At 72.1% G+C, this 15,948-nt stretch carries 11 protein-coding genes and 3 pseudogenes; 4 read left to right on the top strand and 10 right to left on the bottom strand.

Features of this window, described 5'->3' with window-relative positions; genetic code table 11:
- Positions 1 to 357: 357 nt before the first annotated feature.
- From AB0O09_RS25565 to AB0O09_RS25540, 6 genes and pseudogenes are all read right to left on the bottom strand, one after another.
- Positions 358 to 498: a hypothetical protein gene (locus tag AB0O09_RS25565; protein WP_363544827.1), complete on the bottom strand. Its 141-nt coding sequence runs from the start codon at positions 496 to 498 to the stop codon at positions 358 to 360.
- A gap of 108 nt (positions 499 to 606) precedes the next feature.
- The gene (locus tag AB0O09_RS25560; protein WP_363544824.1) at positions 607 to 732 is read right to left on the bottom strand and encodes a hypothetical protein; all 126 of its coding nucleotides are present in this window, start codon (positions 730 to 732) and stop codon (positions 607 to 609) included.
- Between the two features lie 158 nt (positions 733 to 890).
- A pseudogene (locus tag AB0O09_RS25555) lies at positions 891 to 1,031 on the bottom strand (hydrophobic protein); the annotation flags it as partial.
- 1,375 nt (positions 1,032 to 2,406) lie between these two features.
- Positions 2,407 to 3,645: a protein kinase gene (locus tag AB0O09_RS25550; protein ID WP_363544821.1), complete on the bottom strand. Its 1,239-nt coding sequence runs from the start codon at positions 3,643 to 3,645 to the stop codon at positions 2,407 to 2,409.
- 599 nt (positions 3,646 to 4,244) lie between these two features.
- Complete coding sequence (locus AB0O09_RS25545; protein ID WP_363544819.1) at positions 4,245 to 5,939, bottom strand: FAD-dependent oxidoreductase; 1,695 nt, start codon at positions 5,937 to 5,939, stop codon at positions 4,245 to 4,247.
- 101 nt (positions 5,940 to 6,040) lie between these two features.
- On the bottom strand, positions 6,041 to 7,471 hold the full coding sequence (locus AB0O09_RS25540) for an APC family permease (RefSeq protein WP_363544988.1): 1,431 nt from the start codon (positions 7,469 to 7,471) through the stop codon (positions 6,041 to 6,043).
- A gap of 338 nt (positions 7,472 to 7,809) precedes the next feature.
- Between AB0O09_RS25540 and AB0O09_RS25535 the strand changes: the two genes are divergently transcribed.
- Positions 7,810 to 8,910 carry a hypothetical protein gene (locus AB0O09_RS25535; protein WP_363544816.1) on the top strand — a complete coding sequence of 367 codons (1,101 nt, stop codon included), beginning with the start codon at positions 7,810 to 7,812 and terminating at the stop codon, positions 8,908 to 8,910.
- 305 nt (positions 8,911 to 9,215) lie between these two features.
- Positions 9,216 to 9,367, top strand: a pseudogene (locus AB0O09_RS25530) (flavodoxin family protein); the annotation flags it as partial.
- Positions 9,368 to 9,418: 51 nt separating this feature from the next.
- On the opposite strand, the gene AB0O09_RS25525 reads toward AB0O09_RS25530, so the two are convergent.
- Entirely contained in the window at positions 9,419 to 10,117 is a 699-nt protein-coding gene (locus AB0O09_RS25525) for a phospholipid scramblase-related protein (RefSeq protein WP_363544813.1), read from the bottom strand.
- Positions 10,118 to 10,359: 242 nt separating this feature from the next.
- On the opposite strand from AB0O09_RS25525, the gene AB0O09_RS25520 reads away from it, so the two are divergent.
- On the top strand, positions 10,360 to 11,211 hold the full coding sequence (locus AB0O09_RS25520; RefSeq protein WP_363544811.1) for an SAM-dependent methyltransferase: 852 nt from the start codon (positions 10,360 to 10,362) through the stop codon (positions 11,209 to 11,211).
- Between the two features lie 90 nt (positions 11,212 to 11,301).
- Here the strand turns inward: AB0O09_RS25520 and AB0O09_RS25515 are convergent.
- A pseudogene (locus AB0O09_RS25515) lies at positions 11,302 to 11,514 on the bottom strand (hypothetical protein); the annotation flags it as partial.
- 375 nt (positions 11,515 to 11,889) lie between these two features.
- On the opposite strand from AB0O09_RS25515, the gene AB0O09_RS25510 reads away from it, so the two are divergent.
- Entirely contained in the window at positions 11,890 to 12,195 is a 306-nt protein-coding gene (locus AB0O09_RS25510; RefSeq protein ID WP_363544808.1) for a hypothetical protein, read from the top strand.
- A 490-nt stretch (positions 12,196 to 12,685) separates the two neighbouring features.
- On the opposite strand, the gene AB0O09_RS25505 is transcribed toward AB0O09_RS25510, so the two are convergent.
- Both AB0O09_RS25505 and AB0O09_RS25500 read right to left on the bottom strand, forming a co-directional pair.
- Positions 12,686 to 13,828 (bottom strand): hypothetical protein, encoded by a 1,143-nt coding sequence (locus tag AB0O09_RS25505; RefSeq protein ID WP_363544806.1) that lies wholly within the window; start codon positions 13,826 to 13,828, stop codon positions 12,686 to 12,688.
- Positions 13,825 to 14,343 carry a sigma factor-like helix-turn-helix DNA-binding protein gene (locus AB0O09_RS25500; RefSeq protein ID WP_363544803.1) on the bottom strand — a complete coding sequence of 173 codons (519 nt, stop codon included), beginning with the start codon at positions 14,341 to 14,343 and terminating at the stop codon, positions 13,825 to 13,827. The genes AB0O09_RS25505 and AB0O09_RS25500 overlap by 4 nt, the downstream gene beginning before the upstream one ends.
- Positions 14,344 to 15,948 lie beyond the last annotated feature (1,605 nt).

Genomic DNA, 15,948 nt, shown 5'->3' with positions numbered 1-15,948 from the left:
CGGACTGACGGGGAGGCCGACGCCTCGGTCACCACGGGGGGCGAACCAGCAGTCCGGGTGTTCGAGTGATTCCGGCCGGCCCTGGGTGTTCCATGACATCGGATCCCGAGGATCCGGCGCTGCGGGAGGCCCTTCCCGTTCCCACGTCACGGGCCGCAATCTGCTCGTCGTCCTGGACAACGTCCTGGACGACGAGCAGGGCCGGCCGCTGCTGCCGGGTTCGTCGCAGGGCTTCACCATGGTCACCGGCCGGGGCTGGCTCGCGGCCTCGTGCAGGGGAAGCTCATCGCCGGTCGGGGGTGGGATCAGCCGGACGGCGACTTGCGCGTCTCGCTCGTCCCGACGGCCCGGTCCGCATCACGGGGTTGGTGCTTGCAGCAGTGCCAGGCGTTCGGCGGACGGGCTGCCGGGCGCGGCCTGGTACACCACCAGCTGCTGGTCGGGAGCGCTGTTGAGGGTGAGCGTCCCCGAAACAGCCCCGGTGCCGATCCTGGCCATGGAGTCGCCTGCACCTTCCGGCTGCCGTCCCCTGTGACCACCGGGCGTGCCCCGCCGCATGCCTGCTACGAGGGCGGCGGTGGTTCCGAACGGCGATCGGCGGCTGGTCTATCGGCCGCGGCGGGTGACGGGGCCGAGGAGGGCGAGGCGCTCGTCCACGCCCCGGCACGCCGCCCGCAACTGCCAGTCCCACTCCTGGTGGACCGGCTCCGGCAGACGCGATATCACCGTCACGAACAACCCCTTTCGACAACCACCGGCCGCGCCGGACCGGGTGCGGCCGGCGCGCACGGCACTGCGCCTTGCCACCGGGCTCGGTTCCACACCTGCCACATGCCGATCCGGCCACGACGTCGAGGTGGCCCCTCGACCGTGACAGCTCCTCGACCGTGGCCGGCGGAGGCGGTGCCGCGGGCGACGAACCCGATGAGCCGGACGGGCAGGACCAGGACGGCGATCCACCACAGGGCCTTGACGGCGAAGCTGGCGCCGAACAGAAGCAGGGGGAGCAGAGCCACCACCAGGGGAAGCACGAGGGTCTCCTTCACAGTTGACGAACTGACCGCGGGCACCGGCTGCTCCACGCGGCGCAATGCGTGCAGGCATGTCCCGTCGCCGTCGCCGTCGCCGTCGCCGTCGCCGTCGGCGGGCCGCGGCCGTGGGAGCACTCGTTGCCATGACTCTCGACTGTTTCGCGTGGACGGGTGGTTTGGCCTCGCGGATCGGGGTGAGACGACATGCCGGGCAGTGTGGGAGAGCGGCCCGTGGCGGCGTATCCCCCCTCGCCGCCACGGGCCGTACCTCGTCGTCCCTTCTTCCGCCGCCACCACGGGACGGGATCTTGGCCGCGCCGCGTTGAGCCGACGTCCTCGTCGTGTGGCCCTGTTCGGTAAGCCCGGCGCCGTCCGGGAACTGACGTGAAAGCGGCATCCCGTTCCCGCTGGCCCCGCTGCCGCTTGCGCCCGCGCAGGCCAGCCGGCAGAAGCTCGCAGCTGTGCTTCTGCGCGGCGGGTCCGATAACGGAACCCGGACCCGCCGTTCTCGCCGGGACGTGCCCAAGGCGCATTCCGCTCCGGCAGCACGCGGGATCGGGGTCTGCCGGACTGCGTTCCTCGTCCGGCTTGTCGGCGATGTGGCCGACTGGTGGTCTCGCTGAAGCCCCGCTCGTCGGAATCGGGGGCCGCAGTCGTGCTGCCGTCGTTGTGTGTCTGCCGGAGTGGGGGTGCGCTGTGGTGGGCAGCGGTGTCGTCGAGGGCGGCGACGAGTTCGGTGTCGTCGGTCTTACGCCAGCCGAAGGACGAGGCGGCGGCCTCCTGTTCCCGTTGGATGCCGCCGCTGTGCCGGCCCGGCAGCTGAGACTCGCGGGATACGCACAGTCCCCCTCAGTGGCCGGGTTGCCGGAGACGGGTGCAGTCCCGTGGCTGGCGGGGACAGGAGGTAGCACCGACCGGCCGGCAGGGCACGGCATCCTGGCCCCAGACAGACTCCGAGAGGTTCGGGCGAGAACACCCCGCCAAGCACCCTGGATCTCCCTGAACGACGCACACAGCAAATCGAGGATGCGTTGGGAGCCCTGCCCGCCGCAGGCTTCCGGCTGCGTACCCGGGGCCCTGGCTCCTGACCGCGGTCCGGCGGCTCCCTGCCTGACCGCGGTCCGGCGGCTCCCTGCCTGGCCCGGACCGCTCGGAGGCCGCCCTGCCTACGGCCGGTGCTGGCTGGGCCTCCCGGCCGCTGGCCCCCAACCCACGGCCCGGCCGCAGCCCGGCGACGGTCCGTCCACGATCTGGTCCGGAGCGCGCCCACCAGCCCCGCCCGGAAACGCTTCCGGCTGCACAGGCCGGAGGCACTCGTCATTCATGCCAGACGGCTCTTGGACCAGAAGCTGGGGGCGCCGGGTGGTGCGGTGTGCTACTTCGGCTTCTTCCCGTGCCGGCCGTCCTTCCGGCCCTTCGGCTCTTGCCGGCCGTTGTCGCCCGGGTGATTCGTGGCGGAGGGTGTGGATGTTGCGGCAGCAGAGAGGGTTACGGCCCGCGTCCCGCCGGCAGGCGGGCGGGTGGGGGTGGTGGACGCCACCGGGGCCGGCCGTTGGTGGCTCGGGGGCGCAGGGGTGTCCGACGGTGGCGCCGCCACCGTCGGTGTCCCGGTACCCGGTCGGTGAGTTGTGGTGGGGCCGCCGCTGAGGGCGGCGCTGCCGCCCAGGCCGGTGAGGGCGAGAAGCGAGGCTGCGGCCAGAAGCGGCTTCATGTGCGTCGGCCGGCGGGCGCCGGCTCGCGCCTTGTGCGCAGGCCGGCCGGCGGCGGCCGCCCCCGCGGCCCCCGCCGCGGCCGCAATGGTGAGGAGCCGAGTGCAGGTGTCCGCGGACGGGCGGCGTTCCGGGTCCATGTCGGTCATCCGGCGCAGGGTTTTTGCGAGGTCGCGGGGCAGGGAGCGAGGGATGGAAGGCGGGCGGTGCAGGCGTGCCGCAGCTGCCTCTATAGGGGCCCCGGTGTACTCGCGGTTGCCGGTCAGACACTCGATCAGCAGGAGGCCCAGGGCGTACACGTCGGTGGCGGCCAGGGCGCCCTGGCCGCGGATCTGTTCCGGAGCGAGGTAGGCCGGGGTGCCGATGACCAGGCCGGTGCCGGTGAGTGCTTCGTCACCGGGAGCGGCGACTTCGTCGAGGAGGCGGGCGGCGCCGAAGTCGGCCAGCCTGGCGCGGCCGTCGGTGCCGATCAGGACATTGGACGGTTTGACGTCCCGGTGGACGACCCCGTGCGAGTGCACGTACGCCAGGGCCGTGGCCAGTTCGCGTCCGAGCCTGCGGACTCGGTCGGCGTGCATCGGCTCGGCCCGCAGCAGTGCGGCCAGTGTGGGGCCCCGCACCAGTTCCAGGGCGAGGTAGGGCCGGTCCGCGACGACGCCGTAGTCGTAGACCTCGATCAGGCCCGGGTGGCGGAGCCGGGCCAGCAGTCGTGCCTCCGCGCCGAAGCGCCGGGCGGTGTCCGCGCTCGCGCCGGGCCGGAAGACCTTGAGGGCCACCTCGCGGTTCAACCGCTCGTCCACGGCGCGCAGGACGTCGGCCCCGCCACCTCGGCCCAACACCGAACACACTCGGTATCGCTGCGCGAACAGTGTCGTCGCCGTGGTGCTTTCGGCGGTCACGGTCATGCCGGTCTCCCGATGCCGGAGGTCACTGGCTGTCTGCGCGCCGGTGGGACGCGTGCGCACCGCCGCCTACCCGCGATCCCCGGGGACACGCTCCTCACCATGCCGACAAAACCCTTCGGCCCGGAGGGGCCTGCCGGGCCGGCGCTCCGGCGGGCCGTACGGTCGTGGTGCGGGCAGTGCTGTCGCCTGCGTCGTCGGCCCGGTCGCTCCCTCCTCTTGGCAGCCGGGCCGTCCCGCTTGCGCACACTCCCGCCGGTCGGCCGGGGCGGTGTCGCGGGCACCGGCTACGCTCCCCGGTCATGGACGGTGCTTTTGACGCGCGGGGAATCAGGGGGTCAGGCACCAGTGGTGCGCATGCAGGTGAGGGGCCCGTCCGAGGGGCCGGCCTGCCGGGAGCGCAGGACCGCACTGCGCACCTTCGGCCCCGACGTCCGGGGCAGCCGGTCGGGTCGGCAGCGGCTCAGGCGTGATTCGGCCAACCACACGGTTCCGCCGGATGATCCACCCAGTGCGCGACCAGTCGGACACGTCGTGATCGAACCGCAACGGGCGGCCCGCATGGCGGACCGCCCGTTGCCGTTGCTGCGGATGGTTACCCGTCAGCCGATGGCGGCGAGAACCTCGTTCGCCGCCCGGGCGCCCTCGACGGCGCCGCCGTTCATGTAGCCCTGGAAGTCGTACGAGGTGTGCTCGCCGGCGAAGTGCAGGTTGCCCTGTGCGGTGCCCTCGTAGCCCGCGTAGGTGGTCAGGTAGCCCACCGGCCAGTACGAGTAGGCGCCGTACGAGTACGGGTTGAGGTGCCAGGCGGACAGCGTGGCCTTGCCGTTCCAGGCGGCCTTGGTGCCCGGCCAGATCGAGTCGATCTGGCTGAGGTAGTTGTCCACCAGGTTGCGGGTGTACGCGGTGGACGCGGTGGTGAACGCCGACGGCGGGGTGAGGCCGCGGGCGAGGCTGCCGCCGCCGTACTGGACCAGGATGCCGTTGCTGCCGGCCTGGCCGCGGGTGACGTCCCAGGCCTGCTGGTACGGCAGGTCGGCGAAGCACTCGCCGTTGGAGACGCCCGGCCAGACGCCGGTGCCGGACCAGGGGTTCCGGTTGGTGAACTGCATGTTGAGCTTGGTGCAGGCACCCATCCTCATGTTGGCGAGGACGCCCTTCATCATCTGGTCGAGCCCGGCCTTCGACAGGTCGACGTGGCTCTGCAGGATCGGCAGCGGGACGGCCAGGATGGTGTGGTCGGCGACCACCGTCTTGGTGCCGCCGCCGTCCAGGGCGAAGGTGAGGGCCTGGCTGCCGTCGGCGTTCTTCACCACGGCCTGCAGGGTGTGTCCCATCTGCACCGTGCCGGTCGGCAGAGCCGCGGCGATGGCGCGCGGGACCTGGTCGTTGCCGCCGGTGATGTGCCATCGCTCGTCGGAGCCGCCCCAGATGGAGAGGTTGCCCGGGCTGGACTGCCAGGAGAGCATCACCAGCATCGCGTACGAGGACTGCGTGGTGGTGTCCGCGCCGTACTCGACCGCGTAGGCGCAGTCCAACAGGGCGCCGAGGTCACTGCCGAAGCCGCCCGGCACCCGGGAGTCGATCCAGTCGCGGATCGACAGGTTGTCGAGGGCGACCGAGGCGGCGTTGTGGCTGTTCCAGGTGGGCGCCGAGCCGCCGGCCTGGATGTCGGTCTTGATCGACTGCCAGATCTGCTTGAAGTCGTTGTCGACCTGGTCCTTCGGGTAGTAGTGCCCGTTGAAGTGGAAGATGCCCTCGGCGCCGGGCGGCAGGTCGGCGGCGACGTCGGTCAGGCCGAGGCCGAAGCGCCGGCAGAGGTCCTTGATGGCGTGGTGGCCGGTGTCGACCAGTTCGCCGCCCCATTCGGAGACCTGGCCCTGGTTCCACGGGCCCGGGCTGGAGGGGCTTCCGCCGGAGTACATCCGGCCGCCGGTCCGGGTCGGGTTGGCCTCGTAGACGGTGGCGGCGACGCCCTTGTCGGCGAGGGTGAGGGCGGCGTTCAGGCCGGAGATGCCGGCGCCGATGATGGCGATCCGCGGCGAGCCGACGACCTTCGGGGTGGTGACGGGTGCCGCGTGCGCCTTGGCGCCGCCGGACAGCGCCGCGGCGCCGGTCAGGCCGATGCCGAGGGCGGCGGCCCGGCCGAGCAGCGCGCGGCGGGAGACGCCGTCCGGCTCGGCGCGGGCCTCGTCACGGAGGCCGCGGTACTCGTCGGCCGGCAGTTGCAGCCGGTCGGCGACCGCCTGGTCGGCCAGTAGGTTGCGGATCAGCCGGGCTTGGTGGGTGCGTGCCATGTGGGGGACAGCCTTTCCGTTCTCTGTGGGGGTCAGACTGCGAAACGGGGGGTCGGACTGCGGGGAGGGGGCCTTGGGGGCGGGGGTCGGACCGCGGTGAGTCAGACTGCGGCCGGCGCGGGCTCCTCGTCCTCGCGCTCCTGGGCGTTCTCGACGACGAGACGGCCCATCACCTCGTACCTCTCGGGGTTCCTGGCCTTCATCCAGAGCCCGAGGGCGATGCCGCCGAGGAACACCGCGGCGACGATCCACGGGATGAACCTGAAAAAGAGGATCTTGGAGGCGGCGCCGGCGGCGGTGTCCAGGTTCATCACCAGCAGCACGATCGCGGCGATCATGCCGAGGCCGCCGAGCAGCGGCGCGGTGAAGGTGCGGAACCAGTGCCGCGACTCGGGGTGGTTGCGCCGGAAGTACGCGATCACCGCGAAGGAGCAGAGGGTCTGCACCACCAGCAGGGCGAGCGTGCCGAGGATCGCGGTGAGGGTGTAGAGGCTGACGTACGGGTCCTGGCCGGTCACCCAGAAGGCCACGATGATCGCCAGCGCGATGCCGGTCTGGGTGAAGGAGGCGATGTACGGAGAGCCGTGCTTGGCGTGCGTGCGCCCGAGGACCGGGTGCAGGAAGCCCTCGCGGCCGATCGCGTACAGGTAGCGGGAGGCGCACTGGTGGAAGGCCATGCCGCAGGCGAAGGCGCTGGTCACCATCAGCCACTGGAAGGCGGTGACCGCCCAGTGGCCCAGGTACTGCCGGGCGGGGGCGAGGAACAGGTCGAGCGGGCTCGAACCAGTGGCGATGTCGAGGGACTTGGCCGGGCCGTTGCCGCTCAGCACCATCCAGGAGACGAAGGTGTAGAGCACGCCGAGCAGGACCACCGCGAGCAGGGTGGCGCGCGGGATGATCCGCTTCGGGTTGCGGGACTCCTCGCCGTACATCGCGGTCGACTCGAAGCCGATCCACGACCAGAAGCAGAAGAACAGGCCGACACCGGCGTTGATCCCGGCGAAGGCGCCGGTGGGGTTGAGCGAGGACAGGTGCAGACCGTCCGGGCCGCCGCCGTGCGCCAGCACCGAGCCGGCCAGCAGGATCAGCATCAGCACCTCTCCGACCAGGAAGACGCCGAGGATCTTCGACGCCACCTCCAGGTCGAAGTACGACAGGATCGCGGTGATCGCCAGCATGGCCAGCGCGAACACCTGCCAGGGCAGGTCCACGCCGAACTGCGACTCCACGGCCTGCTGGCCGAAGTACGCGAAGATGCCGACGATCGAGGCCTCGAACACCACGTAGGCGAGGATCGCGAGCAGGCCGGACGCCATGCCGACCACCCGGCCCAGGCCGTGCGAGACGTAGCCGTAGAAGGCGCCGGCGGTGGTGATGTGCCGGGCCATCGCCACGTAGCCGATGGTGAAGACGGTCAGCACCAGGGTGACGAAGAGGAAGCCGGCCGGCGCGTGGACGCCGTTGCCGCCGCCGACGATGACCGGCAGGTTGCCGGTCATCGCGGTGATCGGTGCGGCTGTCGCCAGCGCCATGAAGATCACGCCGGTCAGTCCGACGGAGTTCGCCTTGAGGCGTTGGACGGTCGGTTGGTCCTGGACGGCGGTGGACTGCTCGACGGCGGACACGGGCAACTCCCTCGGGACGGAACGTGCGGGGGCGGCGCGAGAAGGCTCCGCAGCGCGCGGAGTCGGCCCAGTGTGCGGCGCGTCACGCCATGGGCGGGATGTGCATCGTGTAGCGGGGACTATTAAAGGATTGACGACATGTCACACCCCGGCCCACCGGCGTCGTCCACCCCGTTGACCGCACGTGGTCCAGACCTCATGCTGTGATCTGCCCGGGGGCCGTCCCGTCCGTCTGGAGGCGTTGCATGCGCGTTCCGTCCAACAGGCTCCGCACGATCGTCGGCACCACCGCGCTGCTGGGCGCGGCACTCGTACCCGTCGGACCGCCGGCCGCGGCCGCCGCGGGCACCCCGCTCCAGGTGTACGGCGCCTGGCACTGCAGCGACGACGCCTGCATCTGGGGCACCGTCCGCGACATGGCCGAATTCGACGCGAAGAACCACTGGCTGATCGACCGCGGCGACGGCCGCCCCTCGGTCAACCTGGCCGTGCTCAGCTTCGTCCACCCGCTCAAGCTGCTGAACGGCACCACCGACGCCACCACCCTGGACGGTGTCCCGCGCGGCATGGACCAGGCCGTGATCGGCTGGTTCAAGAGCCACGGCGTGCGGGTGATGCTCTCCGTCGGCGGCATCACCTACACCGACGCCTGGGACCAGGCCCTCGCCCAGAACGCCACCCTGCTCGGTCAACGCGCCGCCGCCCTGGCCGGCCGGCTCGGTGTCGGCATCGAGATCGACTACGAGCAGAACACCGGCCCGGACCTCACCGGTCTGCAGGCCTTCGTCGACGCCTACCGGGCCGCCCACCCGTACGACCCCACCGGCGCGGACCCCGCCGCCAGGCTCACCATCGACACCGCCGCCGGCGACCGCTGGCTGATCGGCATCAACCAGTACGCCACCGCCAACTGGCTGCGGACCGACAAGCCGGTGCTCGACTACGCCAACGCGATGGTGCCCGCACGGCAGCCGTCCGCCTCCGGTGCGATCGCCGACTGGCAGGAGCACTTGGACGGCAAGCCCACCTACAACCCGCCCGTACCGCCGCTCGCCCCCGCCAAGTTCACCGGCAGCCTGTACATCGCCGAGGGGTCGAAGGTCCGGCCGGAGTGCAACGACTTCTCGGCCTCGCTGCAGAGTTCCACCGGCAGCTGGCTGCAGAGCGCGGCTCCCAACGGCGCCGGCAGCAGCAGCGGACTGCTCGGCTACATGTTCTGGGCGGCCGAGGCGCCTTCCGCCCGCGGGGTCACCACCCAGCCGCCGAACAGCTGCGAACGCGGCGTCGGGGCGGGCGCCACCGCGTACTCGGTCCCGATCCCGATGCCGGCCCTGCGGCAGAACTGACCCCGGGAGGGGCAGGCGGCCCCGCCCGACCCGGGGTGCGCCTCAGCCCTTCGGGGCGGTCCCTTCGTCCGGGCCGCCGTCCGCCTCGCCCGAGGCGGACGCCGCCGGGGGACTCTGCTCCAGGCTCCGCCGGGCCGGCGGGCTGCGCGTCGACCGGCTGCTCGGAGGTGCAGCCTCTTCTGGCCGGGCACGCCACCGATCCCACCATCCACCGCACGGTTTTGCACCCCAGCGGACGTGGCAGCCTTCCTCGCGCGGAAGCCAAGACCGAGATCAAATCAGCATGTTGGTTCTCTGCGGGCCCTAACCGCAACACCACCTTCATGACCTGGAACCTGGTGCACCTCGCCTCGCCCGGATGTTCAAGGACGCCGGCCGCATCCCCGCCCGCGGCAACCAGCGCTCCGAGTGGGAGGCCGGCTGCCGCTTCGACTTCGAGAACCCTGAACACCGCTGACCCCGGCGCCGGGCTGCCGGCGACGCGCGGCGCCGGGGGTGGGGAGTGGGCTCAGGGAGTGCGGGTGTCGCTCTTCAGCGCCAGGTCGACGCAGAGGGCCGTCGCGACGACCAGGGTGCGCAGTGGATCGGCGAGCGGCCGCATGATGCGCAGGACGTAGTGGTCGGCCCGGGTGAAGGTCACCCGGGCCACGCCCTCCCAGGTCTTGGTGATGTGGGCGATCTCCGTGCCGGCCAGGTCCAGGACGGAGATCTCGCCGCCGCGTAGGCTGCTGTCCCGCACCGTGCCGATCTTGTGCTCGGTGGTGTGGATGTCGAACACCGGTCGCAGGCCCTTCCCCTGGAGGGCGATCCGTCCGACCGGCGTGCCGTCGGGGCGGGTGACGGACACCTCGGGCCGGAGGAAGCGAGCGGCCTTCTCCAGGACGAGTGCGGGGGTGCCGTCGGCGTCGCGGACCTCGACCGTGCGGCGCAGCTCGCTCGCGAGGGCGGGGGACAGCAGCCGCGCGGCCTTGTTCAGCACGTGGTGGCCGGTCTCGACGGCCCTCCCCACCTCTGTGCCGTCGCGGTCGAACACCGTGTACTCGGCGGTCAGTTCGATGAGCTTCGGCTTCTCGTTGAAGACCAGGACCGACTCGCTGAACAGACTGCCACCGCCGGGCGCTGCCGACTCGTCCGGCTCGATCCCGGCGGCGAACCGCACCTGGCGTCGTACGCGCCTGCGGTCCCTGTCATCGGCGTCATCTCGCATGCCGCAGAGCGTAGTCCGGGGCGGAACAGGATCGAACAGCCGGGACGGAACGGATCCGGCGCCGCGCCGGCGGCCCGGGGCGCGAGAGCGCGGGTTCACTCGGCGGGGAGGGTGGCGGTGCGACGCCGGGCGAGGGAGGTGAGCCGCGGCGGGATTCGCGATGCGGCCGAGGACCCGCCACCGCCGCTGCCCGGGACCCTTAGGATGAGATGACGAGATGTCACGGATCCGGGGGAGAGCTGGTGCAGGACGAGATGACGCCCGGTGGGCCGCCGTCGATCGTGGCGGGGGAGTGGCAGCCTCCGGCGGAGCTGAACACCGGAATCCCCCACCCTGCGCGGATGTACGACTACTACCTGGGTGGCAAGGACCATTTCCCGGCCGACCGGGAGGCTGCCGAAAAGATCATCGCGTTGATGCCCGATGCCCGGCTCGGGGCGCGGATCAATCGCGAGTTCCTCGGCCGTGCGGTGGAGTTCGCGGTCGGCTCCGGTATTCGGCAGTTCCTGGACATCGGCACCGGGATCCCGGCGATGGGCAGCACCAGCGAGGTCGCCCATCGAGTCGCTCCGGACGCCCGCGTGGTCTACGTCGACAACGACCCGATCGTCCTCACCCATGCCCGTGCCCTGCTGGCCCACCACCCGGCCGGGCACACCACGGTTCTCCACGCAGACCTGCGTGACCCGGCCGCCATACTCGCCGATCCGGGCCTGAAGCAGGCAATCGATCTCTCCCGTCCGGTGGCCCTGATGCTGGTGGCGGTGCTGCACTTCGTCCGGGACGAGGAGGGGGCCGCCGAGACGGTGGCCCAGCTGCGGGACGTCCTGGCGCCCGGGAGCATGCTGATACTCTCGCACGGCACGCAGGATCTGATGTCGCCACAGGCGGCCGAAGAGACCACCCGGATCTACCGTGGTGCCAGTTCGCCGTTGGTCCTGCGGGCGCGGGCCGAGGTGGAGAAGTTCTTCGGGGACTTCGAACTGGTTGATCCCGGACTGGTGCAGCTTCCGCTGTGGCGGCCGCAGGGACAGCTGCCCCAGGGCTGGCAGGAGGCGGCTCCGGCCTACGCGGGAGTCGCTGTCAAGCGGTGAAGCGAACTCCCGGCGCCGAGCCCGGCGGAGCCGGCTCCGCCGAGGGCCGGCGCTGAAGCTTGGTGCAGAAGGCTATGAGCAGGCATGTCTTTATCTGCTCTGACCTGCTGTTTCATGGGCGAGGGCGAGGTCGTGCATGTGGGTGACGGCCTGCACCGCGTGGTGTTGGCCGTCTCCTTTCTGTCGGCAGCCGCGGAGGATCTCGTAGTTCTTCATGCGGGCGGAGGTGTGCTCGACGCGGGCACGCACGCGTCGGGGCTCGGCGTCGTCCTCTTCCTGGACACCGGTGACGGTGGTCCGGCCCGGCACGCTGCCCCGGATCTCGCCCTGTCACCGCCCGAGCACGAAGCGGACGCTTTCGAGGCCGGCCTCGCGTCCGCACGGGAGCGGGACGGCCCTGCAGGGTGTCACCGCCGTCACCGTCGCGTGAGAAACGACGATGTCTCTGCTCCCGTGTTGCGGCTGAGGGTGCCGGCCGTTCGCGGCCGCGGACGGCTGGTCAACGGGCGGCGGGCTACGACTCCCGGCGGACGCCCGGTTCCCGGGCCGGCGGGTCGGCCTGGAGCGTGCCGAGCACCGTGTCCCGCCCGTCGAACCCGACGGGTCGTGGAGCCGCCGCTGGGAGGCCGCCGTCGGGGTGGCGCTGGCGCACCTCGTGGCGGCCACCGGGACCGCCCGGTGACGCTCCCCGCCGGCCCCGCCGCCGAGCTGCTCGGCCACGCGGTCGGCCGGTACCTCCCCGCCGGACCCGATGCCCGCTCGGTGGGGCTCGCCGGCCCGGGGATCCGCGAGCCGCTCTCCCGTCCCGACGTCCTCCTCGTCCCCCGCCACCCCCTCACGGGCGAGCCCTGGCGCCCGCCCGGTGACGAGGCGGCCGTGGTGCCGCTGGACAGCGGGGTCCGGGCGTACCTCACGCAACCCGGTGAGACCTCGCCGATGCCCGCCACCGGGGTACTCCCCGAGGGCGTCCTGCGTGACGACTAACCCCTGCCACCGCGCCCCTGGTACCCACTGACGCCCCACCACGGCGCCTTCAGGGACACCCTGGTCCGGCTGCCCGCCGTACGCGGCCCCCGGTTGCGCGCCCGTCACGACGCTCATCGGCCGTGAACGCACGAGGGGCGGCGGCGGGGCGCGTGATCGAGGAGACGGCCCTCGGCGCGGGCAGTGCGCAGGTCGACGGATGAGTACCGGTACTCGGCCGCGGGCCCGCGGCCCGCTGCGGGGCCGGCGGGACGTCACCACCGGCGAGAAAGGGGCTTCATGGGCGCACTGTGGTCACCACCCGGAGCACCGCACCGCCATTCCGGACCTCCGAGACCGGAGAGGTCGTTGACCGACGTCCTGTGTCTGCTCGGACCGGGCGTCCTCGGGCTGGTCGGGGCCGCCGTTCTGACGGATGCCCCGGCAGGGGAGGACGGACGCAACGCCCGGTGCCCCCGTGTGCACCGGGCGTTGCGTCCGCGACGGGCCGTCAGTCACGTACGGCGGTGTTCCAGGTGGCCGGGTCCGTGCCGAAGAGGGTGAACCTGTCCAGCAGGCCCTGGGTGCCGCCGGCCGCGTCGAAGACGTGCGCCTCGTTCCCCAGGGCGGTCACGCACGCCTTCACGCCGTTCTCGGACGTGCACGTCGTCGACTCCGGCTGGTGGGGCATTCCGTCCGGCCCGGTCCGCACCGTGTCCGGGACGTCCGGTTTGACCGTGACGCCGATGAACGCGCCGGTCGAGGACCCGATGCTCAGGTCCAGCGAGAAGTCGCCGCCGTCGCGCGCCTGCCGGAGCGTCACCGAGTTCACCGTGTACGCCGCGGGCAGGTCGCTGATCCGCAGCGGCAGCGGCACCTGCCAGTGGCCGGTGGTCACGCCGGCCGCCACCTTCAGCGGGGTCCGCTGTTTGTCGGCATCGGAGAGGGAGCCGGAGTCGAGCTCCGCCCACCGGCCCTCCGCGGTCTTCCAGCGCAGGATGTTCATGGTCTCCGCCATGTTCGGGTCGCTCGCGGTGATCCAGTACGCCTCCCGCCCGTTGACCTGCGGGGCGTCGACCCGGATGGCATGGTTCCCCGGCTTGTAGCCCGGCAGGTTGGGTTTTCCGTCCGGGAGGGTCGGCAGTGCGGGCGTCACCCCTGCCGGGAAGACCTTGAGGCTGAAGGAGGGACTCGGGAACTTCCCTGGCTCCCCCAGTGCGCTGGCCTGCTGGCCGTTGGCCTCCCGCATGTAGCGGAGCGTCTTGACCGAGTCCGGGAGCCAGCCGAACCGCGCGTCGGAGATCAGCGGATCGGTGCCGGTCACCGGGGCGGGCGACCTGGTCTCGGACGGCGTCTCGGCGGGCCCGCTCGGCTGCGGGATCGGGTTCCACGTGTGCGCGCCGCTCGGCGACGGGGACACGCTCGTGGTCGGCAGCACGGCGGGATCCGCCGCCCTGCCGCCGCCCGGCAGCACCAGGGCCAGTGCGGCCGAGCAGGCCACCACCGCGGAAGCGGCGGTCACCAGCGCCACCCGCCGCCGCAGCAGCCTGACACGGCCGCGCCGCACCGCTCCGTGGACGTCCACGGTGCTCGGCGGGGCGGACCCGTCGGCCAGCGCCGAGAGCTCCTCGGCCAGGATCGTCTCCTCGTTCACGCCCTGCTCCCCTCGGCCGGTCGGTCGTCGGACGAACGTCCGAGTGCATCCGGGCCGCGCGAACTCCGAGTCCTCAGGTTGCCGGCGGAGCAGCCCAGGAGGTCGGCGGCCTGCTCGATCGAGAGGTCGCAGTAGTGGCGCAGCACCACGGCCGCCCGTTGCCCGGGCGGCAGCGCGGCCAGGGCTTGCCGCAGGTCGATCGTGGCGTCCACGTCGGCCCACGCCGTGGCCGCGGCCGGCGCCGTCCCACCCCTCCGGGTCCGCCGCCACCACGAGGTCCGCTGCTTCGCCAGGAACGTTTTGACCAGCACCGTCCGGGCGTAGCCGTCCCGGTTCTCCGCCCTCCCCGTCCGGGGCCACTTCACGTAGAGCTCGGTGATGGTCTCCTGGACGAGACCGTCGGCCCGGTCCCAGTCACCGCAGAGCAGGTACGCGACCTTGCGCAACCACCCGACCCGGGACGCCGCGTACTCGGTGAACTCGGCGTCGCGTGAACCCGCCGTACGTCGCACCATCAGGCACCCCTCCCTCCCTTTCGCGGGCACCGCCGGATTGCGCTGCCCGGATCCCTGATGCCTGGTGCCGTGCGAAAGGTTGCACCGGTTCCCGGACGGGCCGCACCCGCTCGGGCCCGACCCCCGCGGGCCCTCTCCGGCCCCGACCCGCCCTTCGACAACTGAACGGAGTCGATCGGCGCCGCGCCGGCTCCCCCGCACGGGCCGGCCACGGCACCCGGCCCGTGCGAACAGCGGGCCGGGTGCTGCCGTGCCTCCCCTGACCGGACCGACGGCCGGTGGACCTGCGGGGACCGTGCGCTGCGGAGCCCCGGCGCTCACCGCGCCCCGGAGTGCACCGGCCCTTCCGCTGCCGCGTGTTCCGTCGGTCCGGTCGGCGGTCAGGACTTCCGGCACCTCGCTGCGGCCGACTTCCCTCCCCGATGCCGGGAGTCGTCGCGGCTCGCCTCGCAGTCGCGTACCGCCTCGCGGAGCGGTCACCGCGCCGGACCGCAGCGCGGTGACCGTGGCGGGCCCTCATTCGGGGTGAACCGGCCGGGTTCAGAGGTCGAAGAAGGTCTTGGAGAACGTGCAGGCGATGTTCTCGGTCACGCTCCCCTGTCTCCCCGCGGATTCCCGGACGTGGCCGTCGCACCTTCGCGCGGGTACCCGTTGCAGCGGCTACCCGCCCGGGGTGTCCGCCGCCGTGCCACAGCTTCCCACCGCTGCCCCGCCGGTGCCCGCGTGCCTACGGACCCCGGCCCAGGAGGGCGGCCGCCGTCGGCAGGCGCCGCCCGGCCGACGCGGAGGAAGTGGCTGAACGTTCATCAACAATGATCCGGCACGGTTTTCCCGCCCTCATCATGCACACGGCGAAGGCGGGGAATTCTGCGTGCATTCCGTGCGTCGGCGATCGGAGTGCCGAGAGCGGCCCGGGAATGGAACGTGGATACGGGAGTCGAAACTCGGCGCGCACGCGACGGTGATGCGGCCGTGGCCGGGCCGTGCCCGTGCCGGATTCGCCTCGTCACCGGCGAGGCGGTGACCCCGGTGGGCGGAGGCCGGTCCTCCGTGGAGCCGCTCGAGGTCGTCCCGGGGACGGCGAACGGGCGGCGCGACCTGCGCCGATCGTCCTGTCGGCCAGGGCGTGGGGCGGTTCGGCGCAGTCCCTTCCGCGAGTCGGACCGGAGCTGTCGACCGTGCCGGCAGGTGTCCGCTCCGTCATCGTGCCGCGGTACGTGGAAACGGTGGAGGATCAGCTGACCATTCACCACGACATGGTCACGAAACCGGACTTGCCCTGCACTTCCCCTTCGCGTTCTGCGTCAATTGGCGTCGCGGTGTGGTGCCTGCCACGTCCGTGCGGCCGGAAAGCGGGGGAGGGGCGCACCGGCACCTCAAGGCCGGCCGTTGAGCGACGACATGACGAAAGATTCCATTCATGCACATGCGTAGCAAGCTCGTCGGCGGTGTCGCGGTCTCCGTGGCGGCGATCGCCCTGGGCGCCACCCCCGCCTCGGCGGCGGTCACGTTCGACGCCGCCACCGGCACCGGCTTCGTCGGCAAGGGCGACGTGCAGACCGCCCTCGGCTACAACAACGCGGCGCTCCAGAAGGCCGTCGACGC

The sequence above is a fragment of the Kitasatospora sp. NPDC093679 genome, assembly GCF_040683455.1.
GTDB classification, from domain to species: domain Bacteria; phylum Actinomycetota; class Actinomycetes; order Streptomycetales; family Streptomycetaceae; genus Kitasatospora; species Kitasatospora arboriphila.
The sequence above is the reverse complement of the archived record's forward strand: the minus strand, read 5'-3'. Positions and strand labels throughout refer to the sequence as shown.

Excerpts from the sequence above, each read along its gene's own strand:
- AB0O09_RS25565 (WP_363544827.1), bottom strand. The coding sequence starts at position 498 with ATGGCCAGGATCGGCACCGGGGCTGTTTCGGGGACGCTCACCCTCAAC.
- AB0O09_RS25550 (WP_363544821.1), bottom strand. The coding sequence starts at position 3,645 with ATGACCGTGACCGCCGAAAGCACCACGGCGACGACACTGTTCGCGCAG.
- AB0O09_RS25545 (WP_363544819.1), bottom strand. The coding sequence starts at position 5,939 with ATGGCACGCACCCACCAAGCCCGGCTGATCCGCAACCTACTGGCCGAC.
- AB0O09_RS25540 (WP_363544988.1), bottom strand. The coding sequence starts at position 7,471 with ATGGCGCTGGCGACAGCCGCACCGATCACCGCGATGACCGGCAACCTG.
- AB0O09_RS25535 (WP_363544816.1), top strand. The coding sequence starts at position 7,810 with ATGCGCGTTCCGTCCAACAGGCTCCGCACGATCGTCGGCACCACCGCG.
- AB0O09_RS25525 (WP_363544813.1), bottom strand. The coding sequence starts at position 10,117 with ATGCGAGATGACGCCGATGACAGGGACCGCAGGCGCGTACGACGCCAG.
- AB0O09_RS25500 (WP_363544803.1), bottom strand. The coding sequence starts at position 14,343 with ATGGTGCGACGTACGGCGGGTTCACGCGACGCCGAGTTCACCGAGTAC.